Annotated in this window: 13 protein-coding genes; 5 read left to right on the top strand and 8 right to left on the bottom strand. The window is 67.2% G+C overall.

From position 1 onward, the window contains the following. Positions 1-7: 7 nt before the first annotated feature. Positions 8-1,303, bottom strand: a complete 1,296-nt coding sequence (locus MJ603_RS14185) for an ABC transporter substrate-binding protein (protein WP_374230931.1) — start codon at positions 1,301-1,303, stop codon at positions 8-10. 295 nt (positions 1,304-1,598) lie between these two features. Between MJ603_RS14185 and MJ603_RS14190 the strand changes: the two genes are divergently transcribed. Beyond that, on the top strand, positions 1,599-2,573 hold the full coding sequence (locus tag MJ603_RS14190) for an aldo/keto reductase (RefSeq protein WP_243064392.1): 975 nt from the start codon (positions 1,599-1,601) through the stop codon (positions 2,571-2,573). Between the two features lie 32 nt (positions 2,574-2,605). Here MJ603_RS14190 and MJ603_RS14195 read toward each other — a convergent pair whose 3' ends face one another. Both MJ603_RS14195 and MJ603_RS14200 read right to left on the bottom strand, forming a co-directional pair. Then, a complete protein-coding gene (locus MJ603_RS14195) occupies positions 2,606-3,487 on the bottom strand; it encodes a LysR family transcriptional regulator (RefSeq protein ID WP_243064393.1) in 882 nt (293 codons plus the stop codon). Positions 3,488-3,528: 41 nt separating this feature from the next. Further along, positions 3,529-4,209 carry a GntR family transcriptional regulator gene (locus tag MJ603_RS14200; protein WP_243064394.1) on the bottom strand — a complete coding sequence of 227 codons (681 nt, stop codon included), beginning with the start codon at positions 4,207-4,209 and terminating at the stop codon, positions 3,529-3,531. Positions 4,210-4,530: 321 nt separating this feature from the next. Between MJ603_RS14200 and MJ603_RS14205 the strand changes: the two genes are divergently transcribed. Further along, complete coding sequence (locus MJ603_RS14205) at positions 4,531-5,799, top strand: MFS transporter (protein ID WP_243064395.1); 1,269 nt, start codon at positions 4,531-4,533, stop codon at positions 5,797-5,799. 31 nt (positions 5,800-5,830) lie between these two features. Here MJ603_RS14205 and MJ603_RS14210 read toward each other — a convergent pair whose 3' ends face one another. Beyond that, positions 5,831-6,502 carry a metal-dependent transcriptional regulator gene (locus tag MJ603_RS14210; RefSeq protein WP_243064396.1) on the bottom strand — a complete coding sequence of 224 codons (672 nt, stop codon included), beginning with the start codon at positions 6,500-6,502 and terminating at the stop codon, positions 5,831-5,833. 170 nt (positions 6,503-6,672) lie between these two features. Here MJ603_RS14210 and MJ603_RS14215 point away from each other — a divergent pair, with 170 nt between their 5' ends. The 3 genes from MJ603_RS14215 (at position 6,673) to MJ603_RS14225 (ending at position 9,911) form a co-directional block, all read left to right on the top strand. Continuing rightward, positions 6,673-8,037 (top strand): cystathionine beta-synthase, encoded by a 1,365-nt coding sequence (locus MJ603_RS14215; RefSeq protein ID WP_243064397.1) that lies wholly within the window; start codon positions 6,673-6,675, stop codon positions 8,035-8,037. A 58-nt stretch (positions 8,038-8,095) separates the two neighbouring features. Further along, complete coding sequence (locus MJ603_RS14220; protein WP_243064398.1) at positions 8,096-9,268, top strand: cystathionine gamma-synthase; 1,173 nt, start codon at positions 8,096-8,098, stop codon at positions 9,266-9,268. Positions 9,269-9,398: 130 nt separating this feature from the next. Continuing rightward, a complete protein-coding gene (locus MJ603_RS14225) occupies positions 9,399-9,911 on the top strand; it encodes a DinB family protein (RefSeq protein WP_243064399.1) in 513 nt (170 codons plus the stop codon). Between the two features lie 40 nt (positions 9,912-9,951). On the opposite strand, the gene MJ603_RS14230 is transcribed toward MJ603_RS14225, so the two are convergent. The 4 genes from MJ603_RS14230 to MJ603_RS14245 all read right to left on the bottom strand — a co-directional run bounded on the left by MJ603_RS14230 (position 9,952) and on the right by MJ603_RS14245 (position 18,647). Beyond that, the gene (locus MJ603_RS14230; RefSeq protein WP_243064400.1) at positions 9,952-12,594 is read right to left on the bottom strand and encodes a glycosyl hydrolase; all 2,643 of its coding nucleotides are present in this window, start codon (positions 12,592-12,594) and stop codon (positions 9,952-9,954) included. Between the two features lie 23 nt (positions 12,595-12,617). Next, on the bottom strand, positions 12,618-13,700 hold the full coding sequence (locus MJ603_RS14235) for a dienelactone hydrolase family protein (protein WP_243064401.1): 1,083 nt from the start codon (positions 13,698-13,700) through the stop codon (positions 12,618-12,620). Next, on the bottom strand, positions 13,697-15,037 hold the full coding sequence (locus MJ603_RS14240; protein ID WP_243064402.1) for an ABC transporter substrate-binding protein: 1,341 nt from the start codon (positions 15,035-15,037) through the stop codon (positions 13,697-13,699). The genes MJ603_RS14235 and MJ603_RS14240 overlap by 4 nt, the downstream gene beginning before the upstream one ends. A 223-nt stretch (positions 15,038-15,260) precedes the next feature. Beyond that, positions 15,261-18,647, bottom strand: coding sequence for a carboxypeptidase regulatory-like domain-containing protein (locus MJ603_RS14245; protein WP_243064403.1), 3,387 nt, complete (start codon positions 18,645-18,647; stop codon positions 15,261-15,263).

Genomic DNA, 18,647 nt, shown 5'->3' on the forward strand with positions numbered 1-18,647 from the left:
GAAGCGGTCAGCTTCCCGTGTCCGCCGCGCTGATGGCGTCGGACATGTCCTTCAGTGCTTGATCGACGGTCTTGTCTCCCTTGAGGGCGGCGTAGGAATTGTCCTGGATCGCCTTGGTGACAGCCGGGTAGAACGGGCTGACTGGACGAGGGACCGCGCTCTCGATCGACTTCTTCAGCGTCGGCAGGAAGCCGAACTGCTTCACGAGGTCGGGTTCCGTGTACAGGGATCCGATCACCGGGGCCAGCGAACCCTGCGTCAGGAAGAACTTCTGCGTCTCCTTGCTCTGCAGGAACTCGACGAAATCGTGTGCCGTCTGCTTGTGCTTCGAGTACACGCTGATCGCCGCGTTGTGACCGCCCAGGCTCGACGCGCCGGGCTGTCCGTCGCCATTGCCAGGCAGCGGTGCGATAGCGAACTTGTCCTTGACCACACTGGATCCGTCGGTCTTGGCCAGGTTGTACACATACGCCCAGTTGCGAAGGAACATCAGCTTGCCTGCCTCGAAGGCCTGCCTGCCCTGCTCCTCCTGATAGGTGATGGCGTCGGCCGGAATGTTGCCGTCCTTGAAGCCGTCAACCAGGCGCTGCAGGCCCACCTTCGACTCAGGCGAATTGACCGTCGGCGTCTTGCCGTTCTTGGCCACGATCGTGCCGCCCGCGGTGTTGATCGCCTCTGCTGTGTTCACGGTGAGACCTTCGTACTGCGCGAACTGGCCGGCGTAGCATCCGATTCCGGCTTGCTTGGCGATCGTGCAGTCCTTCATCATGTCGTCCCATGACGTCGGCGCTGTCTTGACCAGATCGGTCCGGTAGTAGAGCAGGCCGCCGTCACTGGTCTGCGGCGCCGCATATTGCGTGCCGTTGTAGTTGCCGGTGGCGATCGTCGGCTTCAGAAGGTCGGAGTTCTTCACCGCCATCGAGCCTGTGAGCGGTTGCAGCCATCCCTTCGCGGCGAACTCCGCGGTCCACACCACGTCGACGTCGACGACGTCGTAGTGCACGTTCTTCGCCTGGAAGTTCTGCACGAGATCGTCGTGCTGCTGGTCGGCCTGGTCGGACTGCTCCTTGAACGTGACCTTCTCGTCCGGATGCGCCTTGTTCCATTTGGCGATCAACGGGCGGACGACATTGCTGTTGTCCTTGCCCTGCACGTAGGTGATCGGGCCCTTTCCGTCGAGGTTCTGCGACTGGGGGTCCGAGCTGTTGCCGCCGCTTCCCGAACAGCCGGCCAAGACCATTCCCAGTACGGCGACGCCTGCCAGAGCGCTGAGGCGCATGGCGGATGTGCGTGCTCTTCTCATATCCACTCCTCTTCGAGCGTGATGCTTCGTGTGCTGTGCATGGCCGCCGCGGTCGTTGTGAGGGCGGCGGTGGAAGGGGATGAGGCGGTGGGCTCTTCGTGGACTCCGATGCGCCCGGGTGCTTCGTGACCGCCAGGCATCTCCTATGGCAACGATAGGCGCGGGCAGTGCAAAATGTAAGCGCTTGCGTCAAACGCTTGCAGGGTGTATTGCTCTTCATTCAGAAGGTCGAGCGCACGAATACATCGAATCTTCCCGTTGGACGCGATAATGCCGTCGGCATCAGGCTTGACCCATGGACTACACACATCTCGGCCGTACCGGACTCGTCGTCTCCCGAATCGTTCTCGGCACGATGAACTTCGGCCCCCGCACCTCCGAGCCCGACGCACACGACATCATGGATGCCGCACAGGCGAGCGGCATCAACTTCTTCGACACCGCCAACGGTTACGGCGGTCCCGACCACCACGGCCACACCGAAGAGATCATCGGCAACTGGTTCGCGAAGGGCGGCTCGCGTCGCGAGAAGACCGTGCTCGCGACCAAGCTGTACGGCGACATGGGAGAGACCTGGCCGAACAGCGGCAAGCTCTCGGCCCTGAACATCCGCAACTCGATCGACGCGAGCCTGCGCCGCCTGCAGACCGACCACGTCGAACTCATCCAGTTCCACCACGTCGACAGGGAGACCCCCTGGGATGAGATCTGGCAGGCGGTCGAGATCGCTGTTCAGCAGGGCAAGGTCATCTATGCCGGAAGCAGCAACTTCGCCGGCTGGCACATCGCTCAGGCGCAGGAAGCGGCGAAGTCACGCCACTTCCTCGGCCTGGTGAGCGAGCAGTCGCTCTACAACCTGATCGTTCGCGACATCGAGCGCGAGGTCATCCCTGCCGCGCAGCAGTACGGTCTCGGCATCATTCCGTGGTCGCCCCTGCAGGGCGGCCTGCTCGGAGGCGTGATCAAGGGGCACTCCGACACCGCGCGTCGTAACGAGGGCCGCTCCGCGGAGTCGATCGAGGCGCACCGGCCGCAGCTGGAGGCGTACGAGGCGCTGGCGGACGAGCTCGGTGCGACACCCGCGCAGCTGGGACTGGCATGGTTGCTGCACCAGCCGGCGGTGACCGGACCGATCACGGGACCGCGCACGGCCGACCAACTGGACGGCATCCTCGGCGCGTTGGACGTGAAGCTCGACGCACAGGTGCTCGCCCGCCTCGATGAGCTGTTCCCCGGTCACAAGACGGCGCCGGAGGACTACGCCTGGTAGGCGACGCAAGCGTTTGGTGCCGCCCTGGTGGTTCAGGCCGCCAGGGCGGTGGTGTCGAGCTGGGTGAGGAATGCACGTGCCGCAGGACTGACCACGCCCGCGGTCGCGATGCCCACGGACCACTCGAGGCCCGGGGAATCGAGCGGAACGGATGCCAGCGCTGACGGGCGCTTCTGGGAGAAGTGTTCGGGAACCACGGCGATGCCGAGGCCGTGCTCGACCAGGTCGAGCAGCGACGGCACGTCGTTCGTTTCGAGCTCGACGCGCTGCGAGACGCCGATTCCGGCGAGCGCTCGTGCGACGAGTACCTGCGCTCCCCACTCGCTTTGGAATCCGACGATCGTCTCATCGGCGATGTCGGCGAGCGTGAGCGAACGCCGGGCGGCGAACGGATGCGACGGGCTGCAGAGCACGGTGAACGGCTCGCTCGAGACGCGGCGCACTGTGACCCCGAGCGGAGTCAGCCCGCACTCGGCGATCAGCGCGACGTCGATGCGTCCCGCCGCGACATCCTCGAGCAGGCGTGCCGAGCCGGCGAAGCCCAGCCGCACCCCGACGCCGGGATGCCTGGTACGGAACGTCGCGAGCTCCGCAGGCAGATGACACACGCCGAGGCACTGCTCGGAGCCGACGCTGAGCGTGCCGGAGAGCACGCCCTTCACGGCTGTGACGGCATCGCGCGCCGCTGCCGCGCTCGCGATCGTGCGGACCGACTCCGCGAACAGGGCCTGCCCGGCCTGCGTCAGTTCGACCCGCCGCGTGCTGCGCAGGAACAGCTCGGTGCCCAGTTCGCTCTCCAGCGCGCGGATCGACGCAGACAGTCCGGACTGCGAGATGTTCAGCGTGCCCGCGGCCTTGGTGAAATGCCGCGCTTCGGCGACGGCGATGAAGTGTTCGAGTTGGCGCAGTTCCACGTCTCGAAGTTACCTTCCGGGACTCAGCGGCGTGTCCGGCGTCACTCTCCGACGATGCGCAGGCCCCTTGCACCGAACGCCCTGCGATCGGACCGGATCGAGGCGAGCAGGCGCTCGAGGTTGGCCTGGGAATGGTGCGCGATCGCCGTTGCCGCGGCATCCTGATCGCGGCGCACGATCGCGTCGACGATCGCCGAGTGCTCACGCCACGCTTGGATGCGGCCCTCCTCGGTGCGCATCTCGAGCCAGCGGGCGCGCGCCATCCGTGTCACGGCGTCGTGCACGGCCTGCTCGATGAACCGGTTGCCGCTGAGTGCGGCGAGGCCGCCGTGGAAGTCCGACCCGCGTCGCATGCCCTCGTGCTCGTCGCCCGGGGAGTCGTCGGGGTGCCGCTTCGTGGCATCCGCGAACGCCGCGATGTCGTCGTCGGATGCCCGAACGCACGCCAGTCTCGCGGCCGCGGCCTCGACGGCTTCGCGGTATTCGGCGAGGGCGGCGACCTCGTCGAGGTCGATCGGCGTCGTCTGCCAGTTGCGTCCGTCGCGGTCGACGAGGCCCTCTGACTGCAGCCGCATCAGCGCCGCGCGCACCGGAGTGCGCGATGCCCCGAAGTCACCCTCCAGGCCGCGCTCGCTGAGTCGTGCACCCGGCACGATGTCGAGCGAAAGGATGGCCTGGCGCACCTGCTCGTACACGAGCTCGGTCTGTGATCGTTCCGGCATGGATGCTCGTTCCCGCTTTCGTCCGTTCGATCAAGTATGACGAGTGCTCGTCCCGTTCTTGCGAGACCGCGCCCCTTCTCCCGCGCGACTGCACCCCCTTCTTCGGCGAAACTGCACGCCCGCGGCGAAGCAGCGGGCATAACCCGCGGCCTGGCCGTGGGCGTGCAGTCTCGGTGGATGGGGAGGGTCGGACGGGGAGGGCCGGATGGGGGAAGGCGAGCGCAGGGCACGACTTGCACTCCGAGTTGGTATACCAGTACGGTATCCCGTGACGAGTAGGAGCCACGGCCGACCGGCCCCGAACGGCAAGGAGAAGGCCTCATGGCGACGAGACGGCCAGCACACCCCGCAGCGGAGCCCCGTACGGGATCGCTGCGGCCGTGGCTCATGCTCGCAACGGCGGTTCTGGCGCAGGCCGCTGGCACGGTATTCCAGTCGGCGCCGGCATTCCTGATTCCGTTGTTGCATACGCAGCGGGGTATCCCGTTGGCGCAGGCGGGTCTGCTGGCGTCAGCGCCGACGCTCGGCCTCGTGATCACGCTCGTCGCGTGGGGAGCCCTGACCGACCGGGTGGGCGAGCGTTGGGTGATCGCGGCCGGCATGGCGCTGACGGCGGTGGCTGCGATCGGCGCGGTCACGGCATCCGGGTACGTGGGGCTCGGCGGATTCCTGCTGCTGGGCGGCGCGGCATCCGCAAGCACGAACGTGGCGAGCGGTCGCGTCGTCGTCGGCTGGTTCCGCAAGGAGCGGCGCGGGCTCGCCATGGGCATCCGGCAGATGTGTCAGCCGCTCGGTGTGGCTGTCGCGGCTGTCGCGATACCGCCGCTGGCGAGGTCGGGCGGCATCGGCGCCGCGATGACGCTGCCTCTCGTGCTGACCGCGGTGTTCGCCGTGTTGAGCGCCGTGGTGATCGTCGATCCGCCGCGTCCGAAGCGAGCGGATGCCGCGGGCGGAGCATCCAAGCCCGCCAACCCGTACCGCGGGAGCGCGACGCTGGTGCGCATCCATGCGGCATCCGCCCTGCTCGTCGTGCCGCAGTTCACGGTGTCCATCTTCGGACTGGTGTGGCTGACGGTGGACCGCGGCATGAACGAGACGGCCGCCGGCATCGTGATCGGGGTCGCACAGTTCATCGGGGCGCTGGGCCGCGTCGCGGTGGGCGTGCTGTCGGACCGCGTCGGCAGCAGGCTGCGACCACTGCGCTGGGTGGCGTGGCTGGCGGCGGCCGTGATGCTCGCGCTGGCCTTCGGCGACCTGGCTCCCGCGTGGATCGGGGCCGCGCTGCTGATCGTCGCGGCCACCGTGACGGTCGCCGACAACGGGTTGGCCTACACAGCGGTGGCCGAGTTGGCGGGCCCGTTCTGGTCGGGGCGGGCGCTCGGTACGCAGAACACCGGTCAGTTCCTGGCCGCGTCGATCGTCGGGCCGGCCGTCGGTGGGCTGATCACACTGGTCGGTTTTCCCCTCGCGTTCGCGGCCGTCGCCCTCGCGCCGATCGCGGCGGTGCCGCTGGTACCGCGTGATCTCCGGAGCGCCGCTGAGGATGCACGCCTGGAACCGGACGGTGCGCCGGCGGCGGCGGCTCGCTGATGCTCGCGGGACGGGGGCGCAGCGACTGGGCTCAGGCGGCGGAGGCCCAGATCGACGAGGCCGCGACGGATCCCAGAGTGATCTGCTGAGTGTCGTCGATGGAGACCACGACGTCGCCGGCGAACGGGCGCGTCTCGATCACGGTGACCCGGGCATCCAGCCTGATGTCTCGCTCGGCGAGGTAGCGCAGGACCGCTGGATCGGCATCCGAGATGCGGACGACGGTGAGGGGCACGCCTTGTGCGGCATCCGTCAACCGCAAGGCGTTCGGGGTGCGCGGATCTCCATCGGCGGTGGGGATGGGATCGCCGTGCGGGTCGCGCACGGGATGCCCGAGGGCGGCGTCGATGCGGTCGACGAGCGTGTCTGAGACGGCGTGCTCGAGCACCTCGGCCTCGTCGTGCACCTCGTCCCACGGGTAACCCAGCGTCTCGACGAGGAACGTCTCGATGAGCCGGTGCCTGCGCACCATCGCGACGGCATGAGTGCGGCCCGCTGCGGTGAGCTCGACGGCGCCGTACGGCTCGTGCACCGCGAGTCCCTGCTCGGTGAGGCGGCGGATGCCGTCGGAGACGGTCGCTGCTCGCACCCCGATTCGCGCGGCGAGTGCCGTCACGGTGACGGCGCCGTCTTCCCACTCGGTCGCGGCCCAGATGACCTTGAGGTAATCCTGTGCCGTGTTCGTGAGCGACGAGACGGACATGCGGTTCAGTCTAGAAGCGCGCGATGGCGGCGGGTGGCCCGCCCCTACCTCCGTGGCATAGGGTGGTGCACGTGTTCCTGAGCTGTTGTCGTCACTGACGGCCTTGCCGCCCGAGTGGGTGAGCGCGCCGCGTCCCGTCGACGACCACCTTCGAACACGTCAGGAAGACCATGAAGTTCGCCGCCTCCATCACCGACCTCATCGGTAACACGCCCCTCGTCAGGCTCAATCACGTCACCGAGGGCATCGGTGCAACGGTGTTCGTGAAGGTCGAGTACCTGAACCCCGGCGGGTCGAGCAAGGACCGCATCGCCGAGCGGATCATCGACGCGGCGGAGCGTGACGGACTGCTGAAGCCCGGCGGCACGATCGTCGAGCCGACCAGCGGCAATACGGGCGTCGGCCTCGCGCTCGTCGCCCAGCAGCGTGGATACCGCTGCGTGTTCGTGCTGCCTGACAAGGTGGGCGAGGACAAGCGCAACGTGCTCACGGCGTACGGCGCCGAGATTCACGTGACGCCGACATCCGTCGCTCCCGACGACCCCGACTCGTACTACAGCGTCTCGGATCGCCTCGCGCGGGAGATTCCCGGCGCGTTCAAGCCGAACCAGTACGCCAACCCGAACGGACCTCGCAGTCACTACGAGACCACCGGCCCCGAGATCTGGCGCGACACCGACGGCCGGGTGACGCACTTCGTCGCCGGCGTCGGCACCGGCGGAACCATCACGGGAACCGGTCGGTTCCTCAAGGAGGTCTCCGACGGCCGGGTGCGGGTGATCGGTGCTGACCCCGAGGGCTCGGTGTACTCCGGCGGAACAGGCAGGCCCTATCTGGTCGAGGGTGTCGGCGAGGACTTCTGGCCGTCGGCGTACGACCCGTCGGTCCCGGACGAGATCATCGCCGTCTCGGATGCCGATTCGTTCGCCATGACCCGCAGGCTCGCCCGCGAAGAGGGTCTGCTCGTCGGCGGGTCGAGCGGAATGGCCGTGGTCGCGGCGCTGCGCGCCGCTCGCGATCTCGGAGACGACGACATCGTCGTCGTCCTGTTGCCGGATGGCGGACGCGGCTACCTCGGCAAGATCTTCAACGACTCGTGGATGCGCTCGTACGGCTTCAGCGACGTCTCGGGCGAGGCGACGGTGCGCGAGGTGATCGCGACGAAGTCCGGCCAGCTTCCCGATCTGGTGCACGTGCATCCGACCGACACGGTGCACGATGCGATCGCGATCATGAACGAGTTCGGAGTGAGCCAGCTGCCGGTGCTGAGCGCGGAGCCGCCGGTGGTGATCGGTGAGGTCGTCGGATCGCTCGACGAGCGAGCACTGCTCGACTCGGTGTTCGCCGGACGCGTCGCGATGGCAGACAGCGTGCGCTCTGTGACGGGGGAGCCGCTGCCACTCATCGGTGTGAACGAGACGGTCGGTGCAGCGCGCGGAGCGCTCAGCGACACGGGTGCCCTGCTGGTCACCGACGGGGGCAAGCCTGTCTCGGTGATCACCCGCGCCGACCTGCTCGAGTTCCTCAGTCGATGACGCATCGGCTCTGACCGCCACACGACTTCAGTTTCCGAACTCCGACGACAGGAGAACCATGACCGACGCCCAGGACACCCACACCGCGAACGACGGGTTCGCCACCCTGGCCATTCACGCCGGGCAGGAATTCGACCCGACGACGGGAGCGATCATTCCACCGATCTACCAGTCGTCGACGTTCGTGCAGGACGGCATCGGGGGGCTGCGCGGCGGCTACGAGTACGGCAGGTCGGCCAACCCGACCAGGTCGTCGCTCGAGACCCTGCTGGCGGCGCTCGAGGGCGGCGACACCGGTCTGGCGTTCGCGTCGGGCCTCGCAGCTGAGGATGCCCTGCTTCGCAGTGCGCTCCGTCCCGGTGACCACGTGGTGATGGGGAACGACGTCTACGGCGGAACGCACCGGCTGATCAACCGCATCCATGGCGAGTGGGGCATCAAGCACACCGCCGTGGATCTCACCGACCTCGACGCCGTGCGCGACGCGCTCGCCGCCGACGGAACGAAGCTGCTCTGGATCGAGACCCCGAGCAACCCGCTCATGAAGATCAGCGACATCGCGGCTCTCGCCGAACTCGGGCACGCGGTCGGCGCCGTCGTCGTCGTGGACAACACGTTCGCGTCGCCCGCGTTGCAGCGGCCGCTGTCGCTCGGCGCCGACGTGGTCGTGCACTCCACGACGAAGTATCTCGGCGGACACTCCGACGTGATCGGCGGGGCGCTCGTGCTGCGCGACGGCGAGTTGGCGCAGAAGGTGAGGTTCCAGCAATTCGCAGCCGGCGCGATCGCTGCGCCGATGGAGGCGTGGCTGACCGTGCGCGGCATCAAGACGCTCGACGTGCGGCTGCAACGCCACTCCGAGAACGCGCAGGCGATCGCGGAGTATCTGGCGGAGCATCCTGCGATCGAGCGCGTCTACTACCCAGGCCTGCCCGACCACCCCGCGCACGAACTGGCCGGGCGACAGATGTCACGGTTCGGCGGCATGCTCTCGGTCGCCGTGCGTGCCGGTGCGGATGCCGCGCACCGCTTCGCCGAGTCCACGCGCGTCTTCCAGCTGGCCGAGTCGCTCGGCGGCGTCGAGTCGCTGATCGGCTATCCGAGTGACATGACGCACGCTTCCGTGCGCGGCACCGAACTCGAGGTGCCGGCGAACATCGTGCGGCTCTCTGTGGGCATCGAGGACGTGCACGACCTCATCGCCGACGTTGGGCAGGCGCTGGAGGGCTGAGCTCGAAGGGCATGAGCCGACGGTTCGAGCTCGAGGTCGACATCGTGCGTGCTGACCGTCGGTCCCGACGCGTAGCGTGGTCGGCGGACTGCCGAGAGGCGCGACCACACAACGAGCACGGGGAGACGGCATGGACACGAGAGACCTTCTGGCAGACGCCGTAGAACGCATCGGACAGGGCGTGCACCGCGTCTTGACCGAGATCGACCACCACACGCTGACATACAGGGCCGACTCCGACGCGAACACCATCGCATGGCTCCTGTGGCACCTGACACGCGGCCAGGATGCCCAGATCGCTGCGGCATACGGGCTGGAGCAGGTCTGGGAGACCGAGGGCTGGGCCGACCGCTTCGCCCTTCCGTTCCCACGCAGCGCCAGCGGCTACGGGCAGTCGCGAGACGAGGTCGGTGCCGTCGACGTCTCGGCCGAACTGCTCGCCGGCTACTACGAGGCGACGCAGAAGGTCACGCTCGCGCAGCTCGCTGCGACGAGCGATGCCGACCTCGATCGCGTCGTCGACGCGCACTGGAACCCGCCGGTCACGCTGGGCGTCCGGCTGATCAGCATCATCGACGATGACGTGAAGCACCTGGGGCAGGCGGAGTTCGTCAAGGGGCTTGCGCGTCGCGCCGCTCAGTGACGGCTCGCTCCGCCGCTCACGCGGTTGTGCGCAGACCGATTTACACCCACCGCAGCCGCGGCACCTCGAGCAGTCCCGACCGGAGTCCGTCGGTCGCCGCGTCGAGATCCTGCATGCGGAACCGCTGACCGTAAAGCTCGCGCGAGAGTGCGACCATCTCGTCGACGGCACGGCGGACGCCGTCGTCGGTGAACGCGGATGCCGTGACGTTCGCCACGACGAGTCGCAGCGTGTTCGCCCCGACGACGAGTGCCGACGCGATGTCGACCTCGTACGGCGGCGCATACAGAACGCCGAACTCCGCGCCGTTCACCTCGACGCCCACGATCTCGCCCACCGGTGGCCGGAGCAGTGCGCGGTAGGAGGATCCGCGGATGCCCGCCTCGCCGTCTTCGCCTTGTCGTTCGGGCTCTCCTCGGCCGAAGTCGAGCACGACACGCTCCGGAAGCCCCTGCGGCCACACGTCGTTCGAGTCGAGCGTGAGGAGATACTCGACGCGACCCGCATAACCGGCGCGCTCCGGCTCCCAGACGTGCGGCAGCTCGACGGACGCCTCGCCGGATTCACCCGCGTCGAGGAACCGAGCGGTCCATCCTGTTTCGAGCGCCCTCTCGCGGGTGGGCTCGGAGGCCGCGGACGTGACGGAGGCCGGTGAGAGGGAGTTGCCGGTGACGAGCACGACGGCCTGGTAAGGCGCGAGCCGGATCTCGATGAGAGATTCCGAGTCGCCCTCGGCGATCACCGTCGCGTAGTCCGGGCTCCACAGCTGCCACCGATCGGTGGGCACTCGGCGCAGACTTCGCGGGTGCGCGACGAACGATTCCGTCGCGCTACCGGTGTTGACCACGACATACACGTCGCCGCCCGTGAGCGCGCGATGCACGAATCCGATGGCCGGGGCATCCGGTTCGAGTGTGAGGTCGGCGTCGCGTCGCGTCAGCAACTCGTCGCGCAGGCGCGGTGCCGTGACGCGATCGCCGGGGATCCGGGTCGAGTGTTGAGCCGTGTTGTCGACCACGGAGAGCACGGTTCCGCCTGCGTCGTGCACTGCCCGGAGTACGCGCGCCATTCGCTCTGGGAGGCTCGACACGAACGGCAGCACGACGATCGTCGACTCTCCTACGACGAGCTCATCGAGCGTGTCGTCGTCGACAAGATCGAAGTCGAAGCCCGCATCCCTGATCGCAGCGGGGATGTCGGGGCCGATGCGGTCACGGAGCTGTCGCCACAGATCGAGCGTGCCGCCTTGCTCCGGACCGAGCTTCGCGTAGACATCCTGCGCCGGGAGGTAGAGCAGAACCTCGCGCACCGGTTCGCCCTGCTGCAGCAGATGGCTCAGCCGCGCGAGGTAGCGGGTGAGCGATGGCATGGCCGCCCACCACGAGTTGCGATCATCCAATGCGCCGGACGCGTAGAAGAACCAGCCGAGTTCGGCGGCATCCGGCGGAGTGTACGGCCAGCCGTGCCCGATCAGCTTGTTGATGCCGAGCAGGAAGTGCTCGTGCGCCTCGCCTTTCAGGTCGAGCGGCGTCGCGCGGAATGACGGCGAGTGCACCCACGTCCAGGTCTCGGACGACACGACCGCCCTGCCGCCGTGGTGCGCGGCGGATGACGCCCACTTCGTCTGCGGAATGCCGCGCCACCCCCATCCCTCGCCCTCGGTGAGGTCGGCGTGACGATAGCTGCGCAGGCGGGCGGGCGGCGCGCCGTAGCTCTGAACCCGGAACGGCACGCCGTGGTCGGCCGACCACGCGCGCACCACGTCGAGGAAGTTCTCCTCGTACAGCTCGCCGAGGGTCTCGTAGTATTCGGCGCGGAACGCGTTCGACGCATCGGAGTCGAACCGCAGCCGCCAGAGGTCGCGGAGCAGCGGATGCCCGTGCCTGCGCTCGAACTCCGCCGGCAGGTCCGTGGTCCAGTTCGCGCCGTACGCCTCGAGGCTGTCGCAGAACACCGACCCCAGCAACTCGGCGGGCACTGCACGCAGCAGCGGGTCGGCCACGGCTCGCAGGTGATCGCGGGTCGCGCTGGCGGAGTAGTGGTCGAGCACCGGTCCCTCTGCGCCGGATGCCGCGCGCTTCACCTGCTGCCCCGTCACGCTCGACCAGACGACGACGAGCACGCGTGGCCCGGTGGCCGGCGCGATCTCGAGGAGGGGCTCGCCGTTGACGCCGTTGGTCCTTGCCAACGGCTCGAAGTCGAGCGGAGGCTCCTGCAGCGAGCCGTCGCCCAGGTAAGCGGCGACGAATTCGTCACCGGGATGAGTCGGTGCGAGGCGGACCGCTGCGGAGAGGGGGCCGATGTCGCGCACATCCCACCGCAGTGCCCGCGCAGCCGTCGCGTCGGTGATGTGAGGTCCGCCGTACGACCACCCGCTGCCCAGCGTCAGGTCGAACCGCAGTCCGAGATCGCCTGCGGTCTCCGCGGCGAATCTGAGGTCGTCGAGGAAGGCGGGGGAGAGGAACGGATCCTCCACCTTCGACAACGGATACGTGAACGCCACCTCGACGCCGCCGATGCCGGCATCCCGCATCGCCGTCAGCTCGCGAACGAGCTCGTCGCGCTCGACGTCGGGTCCGAACCACCACCAGCGCATCATCGGCCGGCTCTCGGGAGGCGGCGTCACGAATGTGTCGAAGAGCGCGGCGAGCGCTGTCGCCTCGTCGATGGGCGTCGAAGGCATGTGATCCTCGTGTGTATGGGCGGTCATCGGGCGGAGTCGGATGCCCAGGTGCGCAGAAAAGCCGCCGCCGTCTGCACCATCTCGTCGCTGAACTCGTGGCCTGAGGGGAAGAACCGGCCGTCGTATCCGTCGACCCGTTCGAGCAGGTGGTGGGCATCGCGCATGCCGTCGAGGGGAAAGAGCTCGTCGGTTTCGCCGTACAACGCGAGCAGCCGACGCGGGGAACCAACGGTCGCCAGCTCCGGCCACTCCCTGAACCGCGCCAGTCCCGGGCTGTGCAGGAGCCACGAGTGGGTCTCCATGTACCGCGGCATGAGGGAGGCGAACGTCGCCATCATGCATGCGATCACGACGGCGCCGACGCGATCATCGAGCGCGCCGAGCATGTGGGCCCTGCCACCTCCTCCCGAGAAGCCGATGGCGGCGATGCGGCTGGAGTCCACGTCGGGAAGGCCGGCGAGCAGGTCGAGAGCGACGAGGTCATCCGCGAGCACCATGCCTGCGAAGGTCTGGCCGAGCGAACCTGCGATCTTCGCGAGCACGTCTTCGTGTGCACTCGAGATCGTGTCGAAGACCTCGTCGTCGGTCGGAACGTGGCGCTGAGCCGCCCACCACGTGCGCTGGGCGGCCAGCGTGTGTGCGAGTTTCAGGGGCGGATCGGAGAGGTCGAAGCGACGACTCGCCCACGAGAACGTGTCATGCGCGAGCACGACGAATCCACTGCGGGCCAAGGCAAGTGCAAGAGGGATGCTCTCGCCCGAGCCATCCGTGACGAGTGCCTCGGCCCCCACCGATCGGCGTCCGCCGTGCGGGTGCAGCGCGAGAACCCCCGGCAGGCTGTCGCCGGATGCGTTGGGACGCAACTCCCACGCCCGCGTGGGTGGGCCGTAGGGCAACTGCCAGCGCAACTCCGTCGTGCGGATGCCGTCGGCCGAGACGGACGAGGCGACGCGCTCGACATCCGGCGTAGGGAATCGTCGTCGCAAGCCGAGCACGTCGGCGAGTTGCTGAGACGCCGGATCGCCGGCGACGAAGGCGTCGGCCGCGAGCGCGTGCTCGGGCCAGCCTTCGTAGCCGGCGATCGGTGATGCGGTGGGTCGGATCATGCCGCCGAGTCGATCAACCCCTGCACCTCGGTCTTGAACGCCGTCGCCGCGTCGGCAGGCTTCGCCCGGCCGAAGATCACGTCTTGCGTATGGCGCTGAAGGACGGTGGCGACGGTGCTGGTGCCCTTCGGCGGCACCGGCGGCACCCACTTGATCTCGCTCTTGATGTCTTCGAGGTACTTGACACCCTGCTGGTCGGTCGCCGAGAGCATGGGCTTGACCACGGCGAGCACCTTCGGGTTCACCGGGACGCCGCGCTCGGCCAACTGCAGCTTGGCGGACGACGTGTCGTTGAGGAAGTAGTTGATGATCCCGCCTGCCTGAGCGGGGTACTTCGTCTGCGAGCCGATCGACCAGTACATCGACGGCTTGTAATACACACCGTTCTTGGTCGCCGCGCCGGCGATGCTCGGCGGACGCAGCAGCACGAGGTCTCCGCCGTTGTTCTGCTGATACGCCGTGACCTGGTTGCTCCACATCCATCCGAGCGCGAGCTTGTTGGTGCCGAACAGGGTCTGCTCCAGGGCGGCGGACACATCGGTGGTGAACTGGTCGGGAGTCGGCCCGTCGCCGGCGTCGAAGAATTTCTTGACCATGGTGAACCAGCTCGCCAGGTTGCCCGTTGTGAATCCGAGCTTGCCCTTGTCGGTGTAGAGCTGTTGTCCGTGCTGGTGCAGCCAGAGCTGCAGGTCCTGATCGCTGCTCTGCCAGCTCGACCCTGTGAATGCTCCGCCCGATCCTTTCTTGAGCTTCTGGCAGATGTCGAGATAGTCGTCCCAGGTCCACGTCTTGTCGTCGGGAACGTCGACGCCCGCCTTGTCGAACAGCGTCTTGTTCGCCGCGATGCCATAGGCGTTGTTGCCGGTCGGGATGCCGTACAGCTTGCCGTCCAGCGTTCCGGCGGCCAACGACGACTTGAGCGGCGTGAGGTCGATGCTCGCCACCTTCGACATGTCCAGCAGTGCACCGCGTCCGCCGTATTCGGCGATATACGCCTGGTCCATCTGGATGACGTCTGGCTCGGTCTGCCCGGCCACCTGGGTCGAGAGCTTCGTCCAGTACGTCGCCCACTGACCAGGAGCCTGATCGACGGTGACCTTCGAATGGGCCTGGGTGTAGGCCTGGATGATCTTGTCCGTGTAGGCGGATCTCACCGGGTTGGTCCACCACTCGAAGTTCAGCGTCGCCTTCTTGAAGGCGTCGCCTGCTGCGGCGGTCGATGACGCCCCGCCTGCGCTCGGTGTGGCGGAGGTTCCGCACCCGGCGAGCAGGAATGTGGTGCCGATACCGGTCAACGCGAGCGCACCGAATTGGCGCCGCGAGAGCTGCTGTGACATGTGGCCTCCTTGCCATGCTGTGTTCACGACGGGGAAACGCTTTCCCGTGCTCGTGTGCCCCACATTATGGTGACCGTTTCGACCGTGTCAAGGGTTCGGGGGCACATTCAGAAATCGCTTTCTGGATCGGCGCAGACGATGGGGATGTGCCGCCGGTCGTGGCTTGAGGTTTTGTTCGGCGGAGAACCGATCCAGACTTCTCGGCTCCCCGCCGACCTTCCCTCTACCCTGAGACTTTCAGGGTGAGCGGCCGGCTCGACGTCGAACCGAACGAGTCCGTGAGTACGGCGACGATCTGGTGGTGACCTGGAGTGAGGCCGGTCAACGTCGTCGTGACTTTCTGAGCGCCCGGCGTGCCCGCCGTGAGCATCTGCTGATCGGCGAGGACCCCGTCGACATAAAGCTGGTATCCGGTTGCGTTCGTTCCCCACCACATGTTCGTAGTCACGGTCGTCGTCGACGTTCCGGCGTAGCCGTCATCGCTGACAACGGGCGGGCCAGGGTTTGCATCGGTGACGTCCACCGTGACCGACGTCGTCCCCGTCTGCCCGGCGCTGTTACTGAGCACCCCCGTGTACACGTAGCGACCGTTCGGCTGCCCCTCGATCGCGACGGACGCGGACTGCGGCTGGTCGCCGTTCGCGAGCAGTGGCTCGCTGTAGATAAGGGTGTCGTCGCGGTAGAGCGAGTACTTCGTGGCGTTGCTGCCCCACCAGTTGTTGAGCTGCACGGTGTAATAGCCGTCGGCCAGGCCCGTCTCCCAGCCCTGAGTCGTCGAGAGCGATGCCTGAGCGGGCCGGGAACTCTGCTGCACGTTCACGCCATAGCCCACGCGAACGTTGTCGACCAGTTCGGTTCCATAGTTGCTGCTGTTGGCGTAATACGAGATGCGGCTGATCCCCGTCATCGACGTGCGGAACGCGGCGTCGGCGACGAGCTCGGCTCCGTCGACGTAGAGGTCGTACGTCTGGTTCACGGTGTCGATAACGAGCGCAAGGTGATACCAGTGTCCCGTCGTGTATGCACCGACGGTTGCCAGCGACGTGCCCTCGTACGCCTCGATGGATCCCTTCGTCGTGGCGACGGCGACGCTGGGCGTCGAACTCGTGCCGTAGATGTAGGGCGCGCTGAAGTAGTCCGCCTTGTTCGCCGCAGGATCGTCGGTGCGCTGCACGTCGGCTTCAACGGTCACCAGCCCCTTCAGCGGCGTGGCGAAGTCCAGGTCGGCGTTCGTGCTTCCGCTGTTCGTCGTGCGTGTGACCTGAAGCGAACGATTGGCGCCCGGAGCGTCGGTGATGACGTCCACCCCGCCTCCGGAGGTCGAGGTGGTCCAGCCGTCCGTGCCGGTGGTCAACGGACCATCGGGAATCGACGTGAAGTCGCTCGTCAGAAGCACGGTTCCCGATGTGGTCGCCATCAGGAGCGTCGGCGAGGTCGTGGTCTCGGCGATCTCGATCGGGCCGGGTGAGACGCTGGCGTTCCGGTAGCCGCTGAGCGAGGCCGTCAGCGTGTAGCCTCCTCCCGGGCCGAGGGCAGGGAAGTTGTAGTCGCCGTCGCTGTCCGTGGTGGTGGTCGCCACCGTGACGGCGCCCTTGCTGAGCGTCACGCGCGCACCATCCAACGGCTTCGCGTGATCGTCGTCCACCGCTCCCTCGAGAGCGCCGGTGGTCGCCGTTGAGGTGAGGGAGATGTCGAAGCGCGTGCTGTCGCCATTCGCGACGTTCACGGTCGAAGACACCGCTTTATACCCCGTCTTGGATGCTGTCACCGTCGCGCCCGAGGTGAAGGGCACATTCGGCACCACGTAATATCCGTTGTCGTCCGTCGTCGTCGCGAACGTGGTTCCCGCAGCCGACACAGACACGGCGACACCGCTCAGCGGGCTGCCGGAGGCGGAGGTGATCGTTCCGTCGATCGCTTCTGTTGTCGCGCCGGGCGCGGTCGAGTACTCGAACGCCCCGATATCGGCTGCACCGTTGTAGAGCTGGTCTCCTGCGTAGTCTGTGCCGCCGTTATCGGTGACGTCGGTCCCGGTGTCGATGAGGGCGGATCCGCCCAGCGGAGCATAGGCGTCGGCAGTCGCCAACGCCGGTCCGGATGTCGCTGTGCCGTACGGGCCGGTCACGTCAGGGTCCGTGAATCGCGCGTCTCCGGTGACCGGTGACGAGTCCGCTGCGGGAACGGTCGCGGCTGGTCCCCCGTAGTAGTTGTTCTGGTAGGCGATGCTCGATGCGGTCGGCATGGCGACGGCGGCCTGTGTCGAATAGAACGCGTTGTCCGTGAACGCGTAATTGCTCGCCGTCATCAGCCACGCCATCGAGGTCGCGGTGTTGTAGAACGTGTTGCCGTAGATCTGAGCGGTCGCACTGGCGGCCGAACCGAGCTGCATCGCGTACTTGGAGTTGTTCGCGACGACGTTGTACCGCCAGACGCTGCTTCCGAAGTGGATCTGATAGTCGAGGAATCCGACGTCGTTGTTGTGCAGGTAGTTGTACTGCACGGTCATGTTCGTCGTTCCCATGTCAGGGTCGATGGCGTTCGAATCGCCGCCGCCGGCCTTGACAGTGGTGCCCATGACCTCGTTGTGCTCCGTGACGACGTTGTCGGAATAGTCGTACTCGATGCCCGACGTGCCGGTGCGATCCACCAGGTTGTCGCGCACGACGGCGCCGCGCACGCTGTTGAGGAGCATGCCGTTGGCGCCGTACTCCGTGCCGTTCTGGGTGATGTAGTTGTTCTCGACGGTGAGATCGGTGAACGGCGCGTAGTCCGGGTCATCGGCCGACGCGCGGGTGCCCCACCCGGTGGCGACCGCCCCTGCATTCGTGCCGGCGTACTGCTTGGTCACGATGCCGCCGAACGAGGTGTTCTCGATCTTCGAGTTCTCGATGGTCATGTCGTTCAAGATGGTCGGTTGACCCGGTGCCGCCTCATCCGGCACTGTCGTCTCGAAGACGATGCCGCCGGTGTTCTTCATGCCGTCCCAGCCGGTGTCGAACGTTATCCCCGGCTTGTTGCCCGAGGTGCTGCCACCCATCCAGTCGACCTCGCCGGTGACGTCATGAACGTAGACGCCGTCGATCGTGAAGCCGGAGAGCGTCTGCTCGTCGTCGCCGCCGACGAAGATGCCGCGGAAGTCGCCGAGGTTGGTCCCGTCCGCGCCCGCGGACGGGTTGTCGTTGGTGACCTCGATGTTCTCGATCGTCCAGTACTGCTGATTGAAGAGCTCCACGGCGTTTGCGACCTGACCGGCACCATCGACGCGCGGCTGCGCGCCAGAGCCATAGTCGCCGATCGTGATGTTCGCCGTGGCATCGCCGGAGCCCTTGGGCCACAGGGTGGTGCCCGACCACTCTGACCCGTCCGCCAGCAGGATGCGGTCGCCGGCCTGGAACGTGGTCGCGTCCACCTTCGCCAGCGACTTCCACGGCGCAGACGAGCTCGTCCCCTGATTGCTGTCGCTACCGAGCTGCGAGTCGACGTAGTACGTCGTTCCCGCTGCGGCGGCACGAGCGGGCGGCGGCGCAGTGAACGCCAGAGCCGTTCCAACGAGTGCGACCGCACACGCGGTGGCCGTCGCGCGAATCGCCGTGCCGATGAGGTGCTTCAT

This window comes from Humibacter sp. RRB41, from assembly GCF_022761015.1.
GTDB lineage: Bacteria > Actinomycetota > Actinomycetes > Actinomycetales > Microbacteriaceae > Humibacter.